General features: G+C 59.6%; 17 protein-coding genes and 1 pseudogene. 11 read left to right on the top strand and 7 right to left on the bottom strand.

The annotated features are described in order from the left end of the window. Positions 1 to 372 precede the first annotated feature (372 nt). From YA0848_RS13945 to YA0848_RS13935, 3 genes are all read left to right on the top strand, one after another. Complete coding sequence (locus tag YA0848_RS13945) at positions 373 to 681, top strand: hypothetical protein (protein ID WP_034114377.1); 309 nt, start codon at positions 373 to 375, stop codon at positions 679 to 681. Between the two features lie 22 nt (positions 682 to 703). After that, positions 704 to 922, top strand: coding sequence for a hypothetical protein (locus YA0848_RS13940; RefSeq protein ID WP_034099062.1), 219 nt, complete (start codon positions 704 to 706; stop codon positions 920 to 922). Positions 923 to 1,138: 216 nt separating this feature from the next. After that, positions 1,139 to 1,549, top strand: coding sequence for an NUDIX hydrolase (locus YA0848_RS13935; protein ID WP_169903991.1), 411 nt, complete (start codon positions 1,139 to 1,141; stop codon positions 1,547 to 1,549). Between the two features lie 27 nt (positions 1,550 to 1,576). Here the strand turns inward: YA0848_RS13935 and tnpC are convergent, their stop codons facing one another. From tnpC to tnpA, 3 genes are all read right to left on the bottom strand, one after another. Next, positions 1,577 to 3,112 carry an IS66 family transposase gene (gene tnpC / locus YA0848_RS13930; RefSeq protein ID WP_169903990.1) on the bottom strand — a complete coding sequence of 512 codons (1,536 nt, stop codon included), beginning with the start codon at positions 3,110 to 3,112 and terminating at the stop codon, positions 1,577 to 1,579. A gap of 63 nt (positions 3,113 to 3,175) precedes the next feature. Continuing rightward, a complete protein-coding gene (tnpB, locus tag YA0848_RS36020; protein WP_004575513.1) occupies positions 3,176 to 3,511 on the bottom strand; it encodes an IS66 family insertion sequence element accessory protein TnpB in 336 nt (111 codons plus the stop codon). Next, positions 3,508 to 3,828 (bottom strand): IS66-like element accessory protein TnpA, encoded by a 321-nt coding sequence (gene tnpA / locus YA0848_RS13920; protein WP_082036791.1) that lies wholly within the window; start codon positions 3,826 to 3,828, stop codon positions 3,508 to 3,510. Before tnpA ends, tnpB begins: the two co-directional genes overlap by 4 nt. Before the next feature lie 118 nt (positions 3,829 to 3,946). Between tnpA and YA0848_RS13915 the strand changes: the two genes are divergently transcribed. After that, a complete protein-coding gene (locus tag YA0848_RS13915) occupies positions 3,947 to 4,711 on the top strand; it encodes a KilA-N domain-containing protein (protein ID WP_034099060.1) in 765 nt (254 codons plus the stop codon). A gap of 39 nt (positions 4,712 to 4,750) precedes the next feature. Here YA0848_RS13915 and YA0848_RS13910 read toward each other — a convergent pair whose 3' ends face one another. The 3 genes and pseudogenes from YA0848_RS13910 to YA0848_RS13900 all read right to left on the bottom strand — a co-directional run. Continuing rightward, positions 4,751 to 5,038 (bottom strand): type II toxin-antitoxin system RelE family toxin, encoded by a 288-nt coding sequence (locus YA0848_RS13910; protein WP_034099058.1) that lies wholly within the window; start codon positions 5,036 to 5,038, stop codon positions 4,751 to 4,753. After that, a complete protein-coding gene (locus YA0848_RS13905) occupies positions 5,028 to 5,315 on the bottom strand; it encodes a type II toxin-antitoxin system Phd/YefM family antitoxin (protein WP_034099056.1) in 288 nt (95 codons plus the stop codon). The genes YA0848_RS13910 and YA0848_RS13905 overlap by 11 nt, the downstream gene beginning before the upstream one ends. Before the next feature lie 372 nt (positions 5,316 to 5,687). After that, a pseudogene (locus tag YA0848_RS13900) lies at positions 5,688 to 6,351 on the bottom strand (integrase arm-type DNA-binding domain-containing protein); the annotation flags it as partial. 706 nt (positions 6,352 to 7,057) lie between these two features. Between YA0848_RS13900 and YA0848_RS13895 the strand changes: the two are divergent. The 7 genes from YA0848_RS13895 to YA0848_RS13865 all read left to right on the top strand — a co-directional run bounded on the left by YA0848_RS13895 (position 7,058) and on the right by YA0848_RS13865 (position 15,188). After that, complete coding sequence (locus YA0848_RS13895) at positions 7,058 to 9,463, top strand: TonB-dependent receptor (RefSeq protein WP_034111067.1); 2,406 nt, start codon at positions 7,058 to 7,060, stop codon at positions 9,461 to 9,463. Between the two features lie 290 nt (positions 9,464 to 9,753). After that, positions 9,754 to 10,422 (top strand): GntR family transcriptional regulator, encoded by a 669-nt coding sequence (locus tag YA0848_RS13890; protein ID WP_034099029.1) that lies wholly within the window; start codon positions 9,754 to 9,756, stop codon positions 10,420 to 10,422. Positions 10,423 to 10,483: 61 nt separating this feature from the next. Next, complete coding sequence (locus YA0848_RS13885) at positions 10,484 to 11,290, top strand: ABC transporter substrate-binding protein (RefSeq protein ID WP_040268851.1); 807 nt, start codon at positions 10,484 to 10,486, stop codon at positions 11,288 to 11,290. Positions 11,291 to 11,301: 11 nt separating this feature from the next. After that, a complete protein-coding gene (locus YA0848_RS13880) occupies positions 11,302 to 12,078 on the top strand; it encodes an amino acid ABC transporter permease (RefSeq protein ID WP_034099019.1) in 777 nt (258 codons plus the stop codon). A 2-nt stretch (positions 12,079 to 12,080) separates the two neighbouring features. After that, positions 12,081 to 12,860, top strand: a complete 780-nt coding sequence (locus YA0848_RS13875; protein ID WP_034099017.1) for an amino acid ABC transporter ATP-binding protein — start codon at positions 12,081 to 12,083, stop codon at positions 12,858 to 12,860. A 36-nt stretch (positions 12,861 to 12,896) separates the two neighbouring features. Further along, complete coding sequence (locus tag YA0848_RS13870; RefSeq protein WP_040268849.1) at positions 12,897 to 14,507, top strand: gamma-glutamyltransferase family protein; 1,611 nt, start codon at positions 12,897 to 12,899, stop codon at positions 14,505 to 14,507. A gap of 66 nt (positions 14,508 to 14,573) precedes the next feature. Then, complete coding sequence (locus tag YA0848_RS13865) at positions 14,574 to 15,188, top strand: TetR/AcrR family transcriptional regulator (RefSeq protein ID WP_034099013.1); 615 nt, start codon at positions 14,574 to 14,576, stop codon at positions 15,186 to 15,188. A gap of 58 nt (positions 15,189 to 15,246) precedes the next feature. Here the strand turns inward: YA0848_RS13865 and YA0848_RS13860 are convergent, their stop codons facing one another. Then, complete coding sequence (locus YA0848_RS13860) at positions 15,247 to 17,997, bottom strand: glycoside hydrolase family 3 C-terminal domain-containing protein (RefSeq protein ID WP_094066735.1); 2,751 nt, start codon at positions 17,995 to 17,997, stop codon at positions 15,247 to 15,249. Positions 17,998 to 18,328 lie beyond the last annotated feature (331 nt).

Genomic DNA, 18,328 nt, shown 5'->3' with positions numbered 1-18,328 from the left:
CACAGAACAGAACCTGCCTTACGATGAATATCAGAAGCGCTATCAGGAAATAATGGCCCAATAAGTCTACTTGGATATTTAGTCATGGCTCTCTCCAAACCTAGCCAGCAGCTACGCCGCGACCTGAAGGCGATCGCCTCAAACCTTGATGGGTAAGCTCTCAGAAAAACTCAGCGATGCTGACGCCATAGCCCTGATGGGACTGGTGGGTACGCTATATGAGAAAACTGACAGGCTGGTGAGTTATGCCGATGAGGTGAAGGCGGGGCAAATAAATCGAAACAAGCCCGAATAGACACCTGGTCGGGCGCGACAACCTAAATCGAACTACCGCGAGCTGAGCAAAGCTCGTATGCGCAAGGGAATGTAGTGATGAATGCCTTACGGATAGCCGCTCTAATAGCTGCGCCGCTTCTTTTCGCCGGCTGCTACAGCACGCCAAAAGAAAAAACTGAGTACGAAAAACAGATCGACGCATTACCGATGCCTGTGACGGAAGCTGAGCGTCTAGAGCAATGCCGTACCTTCAAGCTAGCCGCAGATCGCCAGCAGGCTGAGGATTTCGTGCAATACGCACTGCGGTCCAAGATGGGCGCCTCGGATTCGGAATATACCGAGACTCAAGTTCTTAGAAATCGCCTCAGAGCCATGAAGTGTCCTGGGTATGGCCGGTTTTCCTGATGCTGCTGCCCAGGATCAGCCAATGACTGAATGGCGAGAGCAGAGCTTATGGAGCAAGGTTGGGGTCTTGGCTGCGCTGGCCTTCCTAATGTTGATCCCCGGCTATTCCGACGCAGCTGGTCTTAGCTGGGGCTCATCAGGCCGCAAGCGGGTATTCAGCCCTGGTTTTGTTGTGCTCTGCGTTTTCGTGGCGGTGGTTGAGCTGATAGCGCTGAACCACTTTTATGGCGTGGGCGCATGAGGTGAAGGCGGGAAGGATCGTGCGGCGCGTGATGACCTGACAAGGATGAGTATGTAAGCGCAAAGAATTTTACCGCCCGTAGGGCATCTTTAGAGAATGAGGGTAAGCGGACGGCAAACACACCTTGTGAATCTTTCGTCCTCTCCGGTTTCGATGGCAGCTTGCTTCGCTTATTCTTCCCGACTCACGCGTAAGGATCGGAGTAGGTTTGACGGCATGGAAGCAGATAAATCTTGTCCTGTAGTTCTGCTAGGCCGAGAAACGCTGGAAATCTTAGCGTTCGAGCATCCATTAGCAGGCTTTCAGCTGGTCAAAGGCAGTGTCGAGCCAGGTGAGTCAAGCGACCTGGCTGCGGTTCGAGAGCTGAAAGAAGAAGCAGGGATTCAGTCGACAGTTGGGCGACATCTGGGGCAGCGGCGATGCATCGTAACTGGATACACATGGGCATTTCATGAATGTCATGTTGCCCAAGACCTTCCAGATACTTGGATGCATTTTGCAGAAGATGATGGAGGCCATGAATTCAGATTCTTTTGGCATCCGCTCGTGAGCGAGCCCTCTGAGAATTGGCATCAGGTTTTCAAGGATGCTTTGAGCTTTCTTCGGAAAAAACTCACTGAAGCCTAAGTGCGCTTACAGCTTTTCTTGGGGTAGTCAGGACGGAACCCACTGATGCGGCAGCAATTGTGCGATCTCACGGGCCCGCTGCGTCGGCAGTCGCTTCAGCACATCCTTGAGATAGGCATACGGATCATGCCCGTTCATGCGCGCCGATTGGATCAAACTCATGATGGCCGCAGCCCGCTTACCGCTGCGCAGCGATCCAGCAAATAACCAGTTCGAGCGCCCGAGTGCCCATGGCCGTATCTGGTTCTCGACCTGGTTGTTGTCGATGGGCACAGCCCCATCGTCCAGGTAGTGCGTCAGCGCTACCCAGCGTTTCAGGCTGTAATCGAGGGCTTTGGCCGTGGCCGATCCGTTGGGTACCAGATCGCGCTGGGCCAGCATCCAATCATGCAGTGTTTTGCTGATCGGTACCGCCAACTCCTGACGTATTCGCCACCGATCTTCATCGCTCATGTCCCGCGCCTGGCGTTCAACCTCATACAAGCCGCTGATCGAGTGCAGTGCTTGTTCGGCCAGCTGACTTTTGTTCGCCGCGTGCAGATCGAAAAACTTGCGACGGGCGTGAGCCATGCAGCCGATTTCAGTGATGCCTTGTTCAAACCCGGCTTTGTAGCCAGCGAAGTCGTCGCAGACCAGCTTGCCGTTCCAGTCGCCCAGGAAGTTGCGCGCATGTTCGCCAGCACGGCTTGGGCTGAATTCGTAAACCACCGCTTTGAGCGCCGAAAACGGGGTCGTGCTGTAGGCCCAGACATAGGCCCGGTGGGTTTTCTTCTCGCCTGGCGCAAGCATTTGCACGGGTGTTTCATCTGCGTGGATCACGTCCTTGTTAAGCACGGCTTCACGCAGCGCATCGACCAGTGGCTGAAGCCGCACGCCGGTTTGTCCGACCCACTGCGCCAGGGTCGAGCGGGCAATTGGCAGCCCGGCGCGGCCAAAAATCTTCTCCTGCCGGTACAGCGGCAAATGATCGGCAAACTTGGCCACCATCACGTGGGCCAGCAAGCCTGCGGTCGGAATACCTTTGTCGATAACCTGGGCCGGTACCGGCGCCTGGATCAGAGTTTCGCACTGACGGCAGGCCCATTTTCCCCGGACATGTTGCTCGACGGTAAACACGCCCGGCGTGTAATCCAGCTTCTCGCTGACGTCTTCGCCGATGCGTTGAAGTTGGCAGCCGCAGGCGCACTGGGTATTTTCAGGCTCGTGGCGAATCACGGTGCGCGGGAACTGCGGCGGCAATGGCGAACGTTTCGGAGATTGCCGTGGCTCGGCTAGTGGCGGAACCGGAAGGAGCTGCTTCAGCTCGGCCTCGATAGCTTCAAGGTCGGCATCGAGCAGGTCATCTAGCAAGCTGCCTTGCGCCGGGCTGATTTGCTCACTGCGCCTTGCAAACTTGTGGCGTTTGAGCAGGGCGATCTCGTAAGTCAGATGCTCGATGATGGTTTCATCGTTCTGGATTTTCTTGCTCATCGCCTCAACCTGGGATTGCAACTGCAACGCCTGTGCCGCCAAGGCACGAAGCTGTTCCGGGGTCATCTGGTCGAGGTTGGGCGAGAAAGTCATGCCGCCGATTGTGCCAGAGCAGACGCGGGACGACGACAAGTAGACCGGCCAAATGGCCGGCGTTTACAGCATGCTAATCACACCGCCGGCGCCAACGCGCTGCCACGGCAGGCCCAGTACCAACGCCTGGAGTTGCTCGCTGTCGAGTTCGACCTCGCAGCCATGGCGAATGCCGGGCCAGTGGAACTTGCCTTGGTTCAGTCGACGCGCTGCAAGCCAGACGCCGACGCCATCGTGCACCAGCACTTTCATCCGGTTAGCCCGGCGATTGGCGAACAGATAAGCGCAGTGCGGCTTCGCCGCACCGAACACCGCGATCACTCGGGCTAATGCGGTTTCGGTACCGGCGCGCATGTCCATCGGCTCGGTGGCCAGCCAGATGGCATCGATGCGGATCATCGAGTGACAGCCCGAATAAACTGCGCGCAGCCTTCAGGATCTGAGGTTGGCCATTTCACCGTGATCACTTGCCCGGCCATGGGCAACTCGATGATCACTGGTGCTTCGGCTGGCCGTTTAGGTGCGGCTTTTAGCGGGACGAATGCCGGTAGTGAAGCCGCTGCGGGCTGATCTCGATAGAGCGGCATCCATTTGCGGATAACGTTGGCATTGATGCCGTGGCTGATGGCGACACTGGACACGGTTGCGCCAGGTTGCAGGCATTCTTGAACGACTTGAGCTTTGAATGGTTTCGGATAAGAGCTTCGTTGGCGCATGGAGATCCTGGCGATAAGGGTGATCGCGTCCGCTTAAAAATACGCGGACACCATCGCCCTTAATGCTGGAGTTCGGAAGGTGAGTTCGCCGGACGCTTACGAATGAGGGGTGGCAAGGATGGCTCAACTTGAACTAATACCGAGACAGGTAGAGGGCGCGCTTATTCATCAGCGAGCACTTGATGGCTACGTTAATGCAACGGCAATGTGCAACGCATCAGGGAAAAACTTCTACGATTACTCGCGTTTAAAGGCGACTGGCGATTTTCTGAATGAGCTAACGAGGTCAACGGGAATTCCCGGTGACCGGCTGATTCACACAGTAACCAATGGGTCGAACGAAAACCGTGGCACTTGGGTCCATCCAGACGTAGCTATAAATTTAGGGCAATGGTGCTCGCCGAGATTCGCTGTTGCAGTGTCGCAGTGGGTTAGGGAGTGGTTGGGCGGTGGTGGCGCAAAGCCTCAAGGCAACGGCATTCCCTATCATCTCCGCAGATACATGGCTAACCGCAGCCAAGTCCCTTACACCCATTTCTCTATGCTCAATGAAATGGCATTGGTTTTGATAGGTCCAATGGAGGACACCGGTTACACGCTGCCAGACAACCTGCTGCCAGACATCTCAGAAGGTAAAATGTTTTGCAAATGGTTAAGGGATGTCAAAGGAATTGACACGGACGCACTGCCAAAGTACCGCCATGAGTTTGAAGATGGCCGCATCGTTTACCCCAAGCTTTATCCCAACGAAGTCCTTGCGGACTTTAGAAATCATTTTCACACCGTTTGGCTCCCGCAGAAATCCGTCGCGTATTTTTCAGGTAAAGACCTGAAGGCCATTCCGCACCTTGAGCGCCTACTTGCCCTGCCAGCACCGCGTTAGAGATCAAGCCCGGCCCAGCGCCGGGCTTCTTGTCTCTGCCTACCGCTTCCCCGCCTGCTCATACACAGAGCTTCGCTCGCGTTTGCCGACAGCCAGCACCAGGATGACAATTCGCTCATCCTCAACGCGGTACACAAGTCGGTAGCCGGCGCCGCGCAATTTGATCTTGTAGCAGTCCTTCATGCCATGAAGCGCATCGCCTGGCACTCGCGGGCCGGACTGCCGCTCCTGGAGCTTTTTCAGAAACTGGAGGCGTATTGTTCCGTCGAGTTTACGCAACTCCTTCAGTGCCTTCGGATCCCACTCAACCTCGTACTCAGCGGCCATTGGCGATATCTGCCTCTGTCTCGCCAATCAGATCGTCCAGAGATACCCGAACAGGTGTTTCTTTAGCATCGAGCCGAGCCTTGACTAGTTGGACCAGCTCCAGTTCGTCCAGGCGCTCAACCATCGCCTCGTAGACGTTTGCTGGAACCATGTAGCCCATAACGCGGTTGTGGTTCAGCACAGCCACAGGCATGCCGTTGGCGCCGCTCAAGACGGAGGAGGGGTTCTTCTTGAGTTCAGATACGCTGACGGCCACATCAGCCAGAATATTTTGCATATATAAGACTCCTATATTGGTCTTTATTCTGGTCTTTTTAGACTGGCGTGGCAAGCTCAAACAGCGCAGTATCGAGTCAGAGGGGCTGTTCTATAGCGATGGATGTCATAGAGGATCCGGTGACAGGCTGAATCGTCCCCGGTTTAGTAGACGCTTTGAGTGCCTGCTTTTGGCTCATTGCCAGCGGCTGAGTCGCCGCTACTTTTTAAGACGTGCGACTGGCAACTGCTGGCCGACTTTTGCCGGTCATGCTGGGCAGAAATTGAGCCAAATAGCGCGCTCGGCGATGTAATACGAAACTATGATTACTCAGTACCGAAAATGCCGACTTATGAAGTCGGTAGCAATCGGGATGCGGCTTCTTTCCGCTTAGTAGTCGGCAGGGATCAAGGGGGATATGTCGACTAGCTCGGTCGGATCGCCCTCGATCAATAAGGCCCGCCAAGGCTGACGCTTTCAGGCCCAACTGAACATCTGAGTGAGGTCGGCGAAAAAGCTGATGGCTTGCCGGTGAGCGCCGCGGTTGACCACGGCGCGGATCAGCGCCCGAACATCGTGTTCGGAAACATCGTTCACCGCGCTCTTGCCGAGTACTGGCAAAAGGTTCTTGTTAAAGCGTCGTTGCAACTCGGCATTGCCGTCTTCGCGCGACGCCATCCAGCAGCCAGGCCTTGGCCAGATCTTGGACGATCAGCGTTTGCACCTTCGACGTGTTTACTTGTTCGGCCTCGACGTTGGCCGCGGTATAGGCCTGTGCCTTGGCCGTTTTCTTGTGTTCGTTGGGATTGATCTGCTCATCGATGAGCGCCCTGGCCTGGTTACGCGCCTTGCGGATGTCTGTCAGGGATTTGCGCGGCCAGGATCCGCAGGAGTACTCTTTGTCCTGGTCGCCCCAGCGATACCGATAGAAACAGCTGACCTACACACCGTCCTTACGCATTGAGATTCGACCGGCCAGATTGCCATCCTCCCGCAGGATTCGACCGACATCGTTGGCGGTCAGCGACTCGAGTTCTTTTATGGTGATTTTGGCCATGAAATCGGTTCCCCCTACTTTTCCCCCCACAAAAACGTCTGCTCTTGATGGACGTTACTGGACTTTTGTGTAGCAGAGCTCCGCTGAAACTCAAGTAAATACTAGCTTTGAATATTCCAGAGTGAAATTTTGAAAGCTTTCAAGAAGTATGAAAAAGGAGATGGGGTGCTAGGGGTCGAGTGTTCGAATCACTCCGTCCCGACCATATCTTTCAATGACTTAGCCCAATCTACCCAGGTTGGGCTTTTTCATGCCCAAAAAATATCCCACGACTCCCACCCGTGCTCACACCCATGCGCTACGCAACGGCAATGGAAGCCAATCAAAGCGTCCCCTGTACCCTGTACAACCCTGATCGGCTAGCCGGCGTACTCGACTGAAACGGCAGGTGTCTCCACTGCTTGGTGTGGCTTGATACATCGCGTCGGCTGCTTTAGCGAGATGCGCTCCGACGGTGCTGTCGTTGTGGAGGCAGAGCAGTAGGTTGGCTCATAAACTGCTGGCGGCGGCTTTGAGATCCGCTGCTGACGCGAAGGCTGTTAGGCGAAGAAAAAATATTGGCGATGAGGCATGTTCACCGCGGATTTTCCGCCTGATCCTTTTTATAGCGCGCATAGCCATCGACAAAAAATAGGGGTGGAGCCTGTCCCTTTTTTTCACCTCGCCTGTCATTCCAGGCAAGTGAACATAATCGAGAGCTTCCCCAATGCCCGTCGTCCGCCCCTTGCGCTTGCGCCCGTTGCTGAAACTGAGTTTGCTGCTGAGCCTGAGTACCAGCCCGTTGTTCGTCCCCGTCAGTTATGCCGAAGACAGCGCGCCGCGCCGCAGCTACCAGGTGCCGGCCGGCAGCCTGAGCGCGGCGTTGACCCGGTTTGCCGGGCTGGCGGGGGTTAATTTGTCGGTGGACCCGGCGTTGGTCAGCGGGCGCAGCAGCCAAGGCCTGACCGGCGAGTATGGTGTGGAAGAGGGCTTTGCGCGCCTGCTGCAAGGCTCCGGCCTGCAGCTGCAACCCATGGGCGAGCAGGCCTACATGCTGGTGCCCCAGCCGGATGGCAGCAGCCTTGAACTGGCGCCCACCTCCATCCTCGGCACCACCGGCCTGTATGACGGCGACAGCTATGCCGGCGGCCAGGTGGCGCGACGTGGCTCCCAGGGCTTGCTGGGCACCCGCGACTTTATGGAGACGCCCTTCAGCATCACCACCTACACCCAGGACACCGTAAAAAATCAGCAGGCGCGCACCTTGGGCGACCTCATAGCCAACGACCCCTCGGTGCGCGCCACCAACCCGGCCGGTGGGCGCTATGAGCAATTCACCATCCGTGGCTTCAGCCTGTTCAACAGCGATGTGGCTTACAACGGTCTGTACGGCGTACTGCCGACCTACAGCATCGATATGGAAATGGCCGACCGCGTCGACATCCTCAAGGGGCCGACCCAGTTGATCAACGGCATCTCGCCGCGAGGCAGTGTGGGCGGCGGTATCAATGTGGTGCCCAAGCGCGCCATCGACAAGGACATCACCTCATTCACCGGCACCTGGGCCTCCGACAGCCAGGCCGGCGGCGCGGTGGATGTGGGCCGGCGCTTTGGCGAGGATAACCAGTTCGGCCTGCGCTTCAACGGCGTGAAGCAGTCCGGTGATACCGAGTGGGATCACCAAAGCGTCGACCGTGAAATGGCCGTGCTCGGTCTGGACTTCCGTGGCGAGCGCCTGCGCCTCTCCACCGATATCGGCCACACCGAACGCGACACCGACGCGCCCCAAGAGCGCGTGCAAGTCGCCGCCGCCGCGCCGGTGCCCCGGGCCAGCGATGTGCGCCGCAACTATGCGCAATCCTGGAGCAAGGCACGCACCAACGACACGTTCGGCACGTTCAACGGCGAGTTCGATCTGAGCGATAACGTGATGCTCTATGGCGGCGTCGGCGTGCGCAAAAGCAGCCACGACTTCCTGCGCCACGCGGTGTCCGTCACCAACGCGGCCGGTGCGTTCAAAGTGCAGCCTCGGGACTTCACCCGCGATGAAAATGTACGCACCGCCACCGCTGGCGTGCGCAACTGGTTCCACACCGGGCCGGTGAGCCACGAGGTCAACCTGGCGGCCAGCTACTTCTATATGGATTTCACCAACGGCGGCGCGCGCTATGCAGAGGCATCGAGCAACCTGTACGACCCGGTGCAAACGCCGACACCTTCGACGCCTACGCGCCAGGACGCCAAGGTCTACACCGAAAACAAGTTCAGCGGCCTGGCGTTGTCCGACACCCTGGGCTTTTTCGACGATCGCCTGTTGCTCACCCTCGGTGCGCGCTGGCAGCGGGTCAAGGTCGACGACTGGAGCAATGGCGTTAAAGGCGACACCGCCTACGACGAAGAAAAAATCTCGCCCTCGGGCGGTCTGTTGTTCAAAGCCACCGACAAACTGTCGCTGTATGCCAACTACATGGAAGGCCTGAGCCAGGGCAAGATCGCGCCATCCACCTCGGTCAACGAAGATCAAATCTTCGCGCCGTTCATCAGCCGCCAAGTGGAAGTGGGCGCCAAGTACGACGCCGGTGCATTCGCGGTGACCGCCGCCGTGTTTCGCATCAAGCAGCCGGCCTACGAGACCAACGCCACCACCCGCGTGTTCGGTCCCAATGGCAAGCGCCAGAACGACGGGGTGGAGCTGAGTGTGTTCGGCGAGCCGCTCAAGGGCGTTCGCCTGCTGGGCGGCGTGATGTATATCGACAGCGAACTGAAAAACACCACTAACGGCACCTTCGACGGTAACCGTGCGCCGGCCACGCCCAAGTACAACGTCAACCTCGGTGCCGAATGGGACGTACCGACCCTCGAAGGCCTGACTCTGACTACCCGCGGCATCCACTCCAGTTCCCAGTACCTGGACCAGTCCAACGTCAAGGAAATCGACGCCTGGAACCGCATCGACGTCGGCGCCCGTTACGCATTCAAGGTGGACGACAAACACATCACCCTGCGCGCCAACGTGGAGAACGTCGCCGACAAACGCTACTGGAGCTCGGCAGGCGCTTCGGATGACAGCGAGCCGGGGCTGACCCTGTCGACACCGCGGACGTATCTGCTGTCGGCTACCGTCGACTTTTAACGCCCGGCGCGGGCTGCAACGGGTTGGCAAAAGGGGGTGAGCGCGGTCGGGCTGCCTGACCGAGCGCTCCTCCCCAGGCGTGTTACTGGCACTGTTCTGCTCACAATCGGTGCCATCTGTGAGCCATTTGGTAGCACACCTCCACACACGGCAGCCCTTGTTAACCGACGGGGCGTGCCGCTGTTTCGTGCAAAATCAGTCTCTTAAACATTGCCTGGTGCAGCTGGCACATATCCTGCTGTGTTTGTATCCGTGGATAATTGGATACAAAAATACAAAAGGTGACGCTGATGCAATTTGCTCCCGCTTACGTTGACCGTCAGCCGCTGACCGCCGAGGAGGAGGCTTACAACTTCCTGCTCGACGCCATCTGCGGCGGTCGCTTGCGCAAGGGCGATCGCCTGATCGCCGAAGACATCGCCAGCGAGATCGGCATGAGCCGTATGCCGGTGCGCGAAGCGTTTCGCCGTCTGGATGCCCAAGGGCTGGTGACTTTGCGTCCCAACCGTGGCGCGGTTGTCAGTGGCCTGGACATTGATGAGTTGCACGAAGTCTTCGAGATGCGCAGCGCCCTGGAAGGGCTGGCGGTACGCGTGGCGGTAGGCCGCATCGGCGAGCGTCAGTTGGCGGCGCTGGAGCGTCTGCTGGATGAAATGGATGACTACCGCGATGAGAGCGCCGAGTGGGTCAGCCGACACCGCGCCTTCCACGAATACCTGTGCAGCCTCAGCGGCAGGCCGCGTTTGATGAAGCAGATTTCGGCGTTGTATTCCCTGGTCGAAGCGCCGATGCGGCTGTGGCTGCAGCACGGCGAAAAACCCCTAAGCGCGCGTCAGGAGCACTCGGTGATCCTGGAGGCGATTCGTGCCGGCGATGCCGCGCGCGCCGAGGCCGTGGTGCGTGAGCACATCGAAGGCACCGTGCCGGCCCTGATCCAATTCCTGCAAACAGAACAATAAGATCCACTGTGTTTTGACGTTGAGTCCTGCCCCGTTTTTCCACGAACTGGAGTGTCTGGTCATGCATAAACACCGCGCCTTGCTGGTGGCTGTCTCCCTCGGTCTGTGCACGCAATGGGCCGTTGCCGCGCCCCAGGTGCCGGAGCGATTGCGCAACGTCGACAAACTCACTTATTGCTCAGGCATGGATTCACCGCCCCTGGTCTCCTTCGATGAGTCTCAGAAACCCCGGGGGCTTACCGTGGACCTGGGCTTGGAAATCGCTAAGCGCCTGGGCGACAAGCAGGTGCAGTGGAAGGTGATTCCGTTCTCGGGGCTGGTGCCGGCGTTACTGGCCCAGCAATGCGACATGATCGTTGATCAGCTGTTCGACAAGCCCGAGCGGCGGCAAGTGATCGACATCGTCAACTACATGTATTCCAGCCAATCGGTGGTGGTGCCCAAGGGCAATCCCAAGGGCATCAAGACGCTGGACGACTTGTCCGCGCACAAAGTTGCTGTGCTCAACGGCTCCACCATCAAAACCCTGCTGGACACGCAGAACGACAGCCTGACCAAGGCCGGCAAGCCACCGATGAAACTGGTGGTGTACAACACCGACACCGACGCCTTTCAGGCCCTGCGCATCAGCCAGGTGGACGCCTATGGCACCACCGTGGAAACCGCCGGTTATTACGCGGCGATGGCCCCGGACCTGTTTCAGGAGGGCGTGCCTGCGTTCAGCCGCATCCTCACCGGCCTGGGCATGCGCAAGGATGACCCACAACTGACGGCCGCCGTGCAGCAGGTGATCAGCGATATGCGCAGCGATGGCAGCTATGTGCAGTTACTGAACAAGTGGCATGTCAGCAGCGACACACTCGACTGAGGTCCGCCGCGATGAACTTCAATTGGGATGTGTTCTGGCAGTACCTATTGCAGCCCAGCGGGGTGTACCTCACCGGGCTGTGGCTGACCTGCCTGATCAGTGTGCTGGCCATGGCGCTGGGGTGTGTGCTGGGCCTGGCGGCGGCGTTGTTGCGGCTGTCCGGCAACCCGTTGCTGCACCTGCCGGTACGCTTTTATGTGTGGCTGATGCGCGGCACGCCGTTACTGGTGCAGATCGTGTTTCTGTACACCGCATTGGCGGCGGGCGGGATTTTCCGCTTCGAGGACATCGAGCTGTTCGGCTTGATCGTCCCCGGCAATATCCAGGCGGCGATCATTGCCCTGGGCCTGAACGAAGGCGCGTACATGGCCGAAATCATCCGCGCCGGTATCGGTGCGGTAGACAAGGGCCAATACGAAGCCGGACGTTCCCTGGGCATGGGCTTCGCCAAGTTGATGCGGCGCATTGTGCTGCCCCAGGCGTTTCGCGTGATCGTGCCGCCCCTGGGCAATGAGTTCAACGTGATGCTCAAGAACACCACCTTGGTCAGCGTGATCGGCGTGCAGGAGCTGCTGCTCAGCACTCAGATGATCACCTCGGCGACGTTCCGCGTGTTCGAGTTGTACTTGGTGGTCGCGTTGTACTTCCTTACGCTGACCACGCTGTGGGGCTTTTTCCAGCGCTGGCTTGAAGTGCGCTTCAGCCAGTCCGACCGGCCGTCTGCACCGCCGCCGGCAGCCAGCCGCATGTTCGGTCGCAGTACCCTGAAACTGCTGAGGGGACGTTAACCATGGCGCATCAAAGTGAAGAACTGATCATTGAGGCGCTGGATATCCACAAATCGTTCGGCGCGCTGCAGATCCTCAAAGGCATCTCCCTGCAAGTGCGGCGCGGCGAAGTGGTGGTGCTGATCGGCGCCTCCGGTTCCGGCAAGACCACGTTTATCCGCTGCATCAACCTGCTGGAGGACATCCAGGGCGGGCGCATCCGCGTCAACGGCCGCGCCATGGGCTACCGCGAACGCAGCGACGGCAGCCTGGTGCGCGATTCGGAGCGCAACATCGCCCGTCAGCGCCGCGACATCGGCATGGTGTTCCAGCGGTTCAACCTGTTCCCCCATATGACCGCGCTGGAAAATATCATCGAGGCGCCGATCCAGGTGCTGGGCACCCCGCGTGCCGAAGCGTTGGAACAGGCGCGCGGTTTGCTTGCGCGGGTGGGCCTGGCGGACAAGGCCAGCCACTACCCGTCGATGCTCTCCGGGGGCCAGCAGCAACGGGTAGCGATTGCCCGCGCGCTGGCAATGAAACCCCAGGCCATGCTGTTCGACGAACCCACCAGCGCCCTTGACCCGGAAACCGTCGGCGAAGTGCTGCAAGTGATGAAAGAACTGGCCGAGGAGGGCATGACCATGGTGGTGGTGACCCATGAAATGGGCTTTGCCCGTGAGGTGGCTGATCGCGTGGTGGTGCTCGATCAGGGCGAACTGATTGAGCAAGGGCCACCGGAACAGATCTTCAGCCATCCCAGCCACCCGCGTACCCGAGCGTTTCTCAGTCGCGTGCTCTGAACGCACGCCAACCCCCCGTATTCAAGAGCCTTTGCCATGTTGAAATTCTCTGCCCATGAGTACCCCTATCCGTCGCAACGTCAAAGTGTGTTCGCCCATCGCGGCATGGTAGCCGCGTCCCAGCCCCTGGCCGCTCAGGCCGGTATTGAAGTCATGCAGCAGGGCGGCAATGCCATCGATGCCGCCATCGCCACGGCGGCGGCGCTCACCGTAGTTGAACCCACCGGCTGCGGCCTGGGGGGTGATGCGTTTGCGCTGGTCTGGTGCAAAGGCCAACTGCACGGTCTGAACGGCAACGGCCATGCGCCGGCAGCGTTGAGTATCGAGGCGGTCAAGGCAGCCGGCTACGAGCGTATGCCGCTGTACGGTTGGACGCCGGTGACAGTGCCTGGCTGCCCGTCGGCCTGGGCGGAGCTGTCGCAACGCTTCGGCAAGTTGCCCTTCGCTGCGCTGCTGCAACCGGCCATCCGCTTGGCACGGGATGGTTTTCCAGTGTCGCCGGTGGTTGCCCATCAATGGCAACTGGCCGTAAACGAATTCAGCCCCCATCGCGACCCGGTGCTCGATGCCTGGTTCGACACTTTCCTCATCGATGGGCGCGCCCCCAAAACCGGCGAGATATTCCGCAATCCGGCCCAGGCCCGCACGTTGGAGGAACTGGCCGTCACGCGCTGCGAAAGCCTGTATCGCGGCGCCCTGGCCGAGCGCCTGGACGCGCATGCCCGCGCCACTGGCGGTTACCTGCGCGCCAGCGATCTCAAGGATTACCGCGCCCAATGGGTGGAGCCGATCCACATTAACTATCGCGGCGTCGACGTCTGGGAGATCCCCCCCAGCGGCCAGGGACTGGTCGCGCTGATGGCGCTGAAAATCCTCGAAGGTTTCCACTTCGATCACCGCGACAGCCCACAGACCTGGCATCGTCAGCTTGAAGCCATGAAGCTGGCCTACAGCGACGGCCTGCATTACATCACCGACCCGCTGCACATGCGCATGGCGGTGGACGACCTGCTCAGCGACCGCTACAGCAGCCGTCGCCGCGCGCAGATCGGCGAGCAGGCGCAACCGCCCAAACCAGGCGACCCGCACGCCAGCGGCACGGTGTACCTGGCCACCGCCGACGCCGAAGGCAACATGGTCTCGTTCATCCAGAGCAACTACCACGGCTTCGGCTCCGGCGTGGTACTGCCCGACAGCGGCATCGCCCTGCAGAACCGCGGCCAGGAGTTCAGTCTCGACGCCACCCACGCCAACTGCCTGGCTCCCGGCAAGAAAACCTTCCACACCATCATCCCCGGCTTCCTCACCCAGAACGGCCAGGCCCTCGGCCCATTCGGCGTGATGGGCGGTTACATGCAGCCCCAGGGGCACGTGCAGATGGTGATGAATCTGGTGGACTTCGGCCTCAACCCCCAGGCCGCGCTGGATGCACCGCGCTGGCAATGGTTGGGCGATATGAACGTCGGCGTCGAGCACGGCGCTTCTCGCGAGTTGGCCAATGCCCTGGCGCGGCGCGGCCACCAGGTGCAGATCGCCAGCGACCTCACCGATTACGGGCGCGGGCAGATCATCCTGCGCGACCCACACAGCGGGGTGTTATGCGGCGGCACCGAGCCGCGGGCGGATGGGCATATCGCGGTGTGGTAAGACGCACCATTTGCGGCTCATGGGCATTTTGGATAGGGTGCATACCTACCCCCCCAGGATGCCCCCATGACCGATCCCGCTCCTAAAACCCGTCGCGCCCCCAAAGGTGAAAAACGCCGCGAAGAGCTGCTGGACGCGGCCTTGCAGGTGTTTTCCCGCGAAGGTTACAGCGGCGCGTCCGTGGCGCGGGTGGCGGCGGTTGCCGGTCTCTCGGTGGCGGGGTTGCTGCATCACTATCCCAGCAAGATCTCGTTGCTGATGGGCGTGCTGCAACGGCGTGACGAGATTAATCAGCGGATCGCCGATCAAGTGCGCGCCGAGAAGACGCTGTGCGGGTTGCTCGGCAGCCTGCGGGCGATCAATGCCGCGAACGCCAATGCGCCGGGGGTAGTGCGCGCGTTCACCATTCTCAATGCTGAAAGCCTGCTCGATGCACAGCCGGCCTGGGCCTGGTTCCAGCAACGCTATGAGGGGATCCAACGACGTTTGCAGGGACAGTTCGCCGATCTGGTGGCGGCGGGGGAAGTGCGCAGCGATGTAGACATCCCTGGGCTGGTTGAAGAAATCCTGGCCATGATGGATGGCCTGCAGATCCAGTGGCTGCGGTTTCCCGAGCGGGTGGACCTGGTGGCGCGCTTCGATACCTACCTTGCGCGGGTCGAAGCGGCCATCAGAACCTGAGACGAACGCGGGTCAAGTGTGGGAGGGCGTAAGCCCAGCCACACCCGACCGCGCTGGATCAGTTACCCGCAGCGCTGCCCTGGCTGCTGTCATCACTCATGTCGTAACCATCACCGTCGCTGGTGCCGCTGTCGCCTTGGTTTTGATGCAGCACGCCGCCGGTCTTGACCGTCGATTCACGCAACGTCGAGTTCAGCGCCGAACGTGGCAGCGGGTTGCTGGTGCCGGTCGACAGTTCCTGGCGGAACGGGTTGACCAGCTTGGCGTTCAGGCGAATGTCCTGGGACGACGCGCCCACCGACAGGGTGAAACTGTCGGCGTCCACCACCCAGTGCTTGCTCGCCACATCGTAGTAGGCCAGCGAGCGGTCATTGAGCTCGATGGTGACGCGCTTGCTTTCGCCCGGCTTGAGGAACACTTTTTTGTAGCCCTTGAGTTCCTTCAGCGCGCGTTCGACTTTCGGGTTGTTCTGCCCCACATACAATTGCGCCACTTCGGCGCCGCCCACCTTGCCGGTGTTGGCCAGGTCGAACGAGACTTTGATCGGCGCACCGGCCACCGCCACACCAGGGGTGACGCTGATATTGCTGTAGCCAAACGTGGTGTACGACAAGCCGTAGCCGAACGGGTAGAGCGGTTTGATGCCCTTTTTCTCGTAGCCGCGATAACCCAGGAACAGGTCGTCTTTGTAGCTCATCTCGTCCAGGGTTTCCTGGTTGTCGAACTTGGGGAAGGTCGCGTAGATCGGGTTGTCTTCGATATTGCGTTCGATGCTGATCGGCAGTTTGGCCGACGGGTTGACCTTGCCCAGCAGGATCTCCGCCAACGCCTGGCCACCGTTCTGCCCAGGGTAGAACGCATGCAGCGCGGCCGGCACTTGATCGACCCAGTCGCTCATCTTCAACCCGGTGCCGCCGTGCAGGGTGACGACGGTGTTCGGGTTGACCTTGGCGATGCTCTGGATCAGCAGGTTCTGATATTCCGGTAGATCGAAGCTGTGGTCGAAGCCTTCGCCTTCGTACTCGTTGCTGTTACCGGCCGCGACCAGTACCGCGTCGTAGTTGGCCAGGTCCTTTGGCGCCACCAACGAAGCCCAGCTCATTTGCACGCCCACCAGGCCGCCCATGGTCGAGAGGTAGCCATTGCGACGCGAGTATTCCAGCTTGATGTCGACCGGTTTGCCGGCCTCCAGCTTGACCTTGGCAAACACCGGAATGGTCGGCGGGATGCTGTTGTTGGGCAGCGGCTTGCCGTCGCCGTTATCGAGGACTTTCTGGCCGTTCACGTACAGGCGCACCGCACCGTCGGCGCGCACCTTGAACACCTGCTCGCCGCTGACTGTCGGGGTAATCTGGCCGCTGTAGCGGATGGATGTGGCGGCGGTGTCGCCATTGACCGGCAGGCTGTCGGTGGACCAGTCCAGGTCGACATGCTGGTCGGTGCGGCGCGCGGCCGGGTCGCCGGACCAGTTGGCGTTGCTGAAGAACTCGGTCTTCAGGCCCTTGACCGGGTTGCCGTCGCTGTCGGCGTGGGTCCAGGTCGAGGTGGCCGGGTCCAGGGATAGGCCGTCGATAAACTCCACCTTGGCGCCCGGCGCCAATTGCTGCAGGCCGCTCAGCTCGCTGATGTAGTTGGCTGCCATTACGTTGGCACTGCCGAAACCGGTGGGCGGCGCGTACTTGGCGAGGCTGCCGACCACGGCGATGCGCTTGACCTTCTTGGCATCCAGCGGCAGCAGGTTGTTCTGGTTCTTGAGCAGCACAATGCCTTCGCGCGCGGCATTCAGCGCCACGCGGTTGCTGGTGGCGCTGTTCATATTGTGGCTGGTCAACGGCGCCTTGCTGTCGAACTTGTACAGGTAGATCTGCTTGAGGATGCGCCGCACTTTGTCATCAATGGTCGCGCTGCTCAGTTCGCCGCTGTCCAGGTACGGCTTGAGCACCGTGCTGTTCATCTGGTAGCCCATCATGTCCAGATCGGTGCCGGCCTGGGCTGCGGGCAAGCCATCGACCACCGCGTTGTAGTCGCTCTGCACAAAGCCCGGATAGCCCCATTCGGTTTTCAGAATGTCGTGCATCAGGTGCTTGTTCTGGCAGGCGAACTCGCCGTTCACTTTCTGGAAGGCGCACATCATCATCGCGACTTTGCTGTTCTTGGACGCGGATTCGAACGGCGGCAACGTCATCTCGCGCAGCACGCGTTCGCTGATGATTTCATTGAGGTGGAAGCGGTTGCTTTCCTGATCGTTGGCGGCGAAATGCTTGGCATTGGCCCACACGCCACGGGACTGGATACCGTTGATCAACGCAGGACCCAGGCTGGCCCCGAGGAACGGGTCTTCACCGGACAGGTACTCGAACGCGCGGCCGCTGTACGGCATGCGGTACAGGTTCACACCGGGGCCGGTGACGAACTGATAGCCGCCGCTGGCGGTGTCATAACCCAGCGCCCGGCCCAAGTCGATGGCGCGGCGCGGGTTCCAGCTGGCTGCCAGGTTCGGGCCCGACGGGTACACCACGCCCTGGGCATTGCCTTCGCTGGTGTAGCGCACGCCCACGCCACCGTCGGCGCCGTGGATCTGCGGAATGCCGTACTGGCTCAGGGGTTTGACGTCCCAGCCACCGATACCGCCGATGTAGGCAAGTTTTTCCTCCATGGTCATCTTTGCCAGGGTTTTATCCGCCGCTTTTTCCGCGCGGCTCATTCGGCCCTCGTCCAGCGCCGGGCTGGTGCCCGCATGCACTTGGGACACGGCCAGGGCCAGCAGGGCGAGCGCCGACTGCGCCCCGATCTTTTTGCGTTTACTCATGGGTCTCTCCGACAACAACAGTTCAATCAATAGGCGCGTTAAACAACAGGGTTTGCTGCGCGCTCATCACTTTTTTAAAGGCAATAGTTGCCCCGGATCGCAATTTTTAGCCGATGGCTAATTGCAACTACTTGGCGAAATTCGCGAGTGTATTAGTTGGAAATTGTATTAATTATTCTTGTGGATGGTGTCTATGCGATATCACGCGATGGCATTTTGAATCGCAAAAACGTCACAATTAAGGCAATTCTTGCGCTTATAAGTCAAATAAAAGCTATTTTTTGCGCAAAATAAGAAATAATTTCTTACGCTTTGGAACTTACGCTAAACC

It is taken from the genome of Pseudomonas sp. S4_EA_1b (assembly GCF_016307435.1).
Taxonomy (GTDB): domain Bacteria; phylum Pseudomonadota; class Gammaproteobacteria; order Pseudomonadales; family Pseudomonadaceae; genus Aquipseudomonas; species Aquipseudomonas rhodesiae.
Note: the sequence above shows the minus strand (reverse complement) of the source record. Positions and strands in the feature narration are given on the sequence as shown.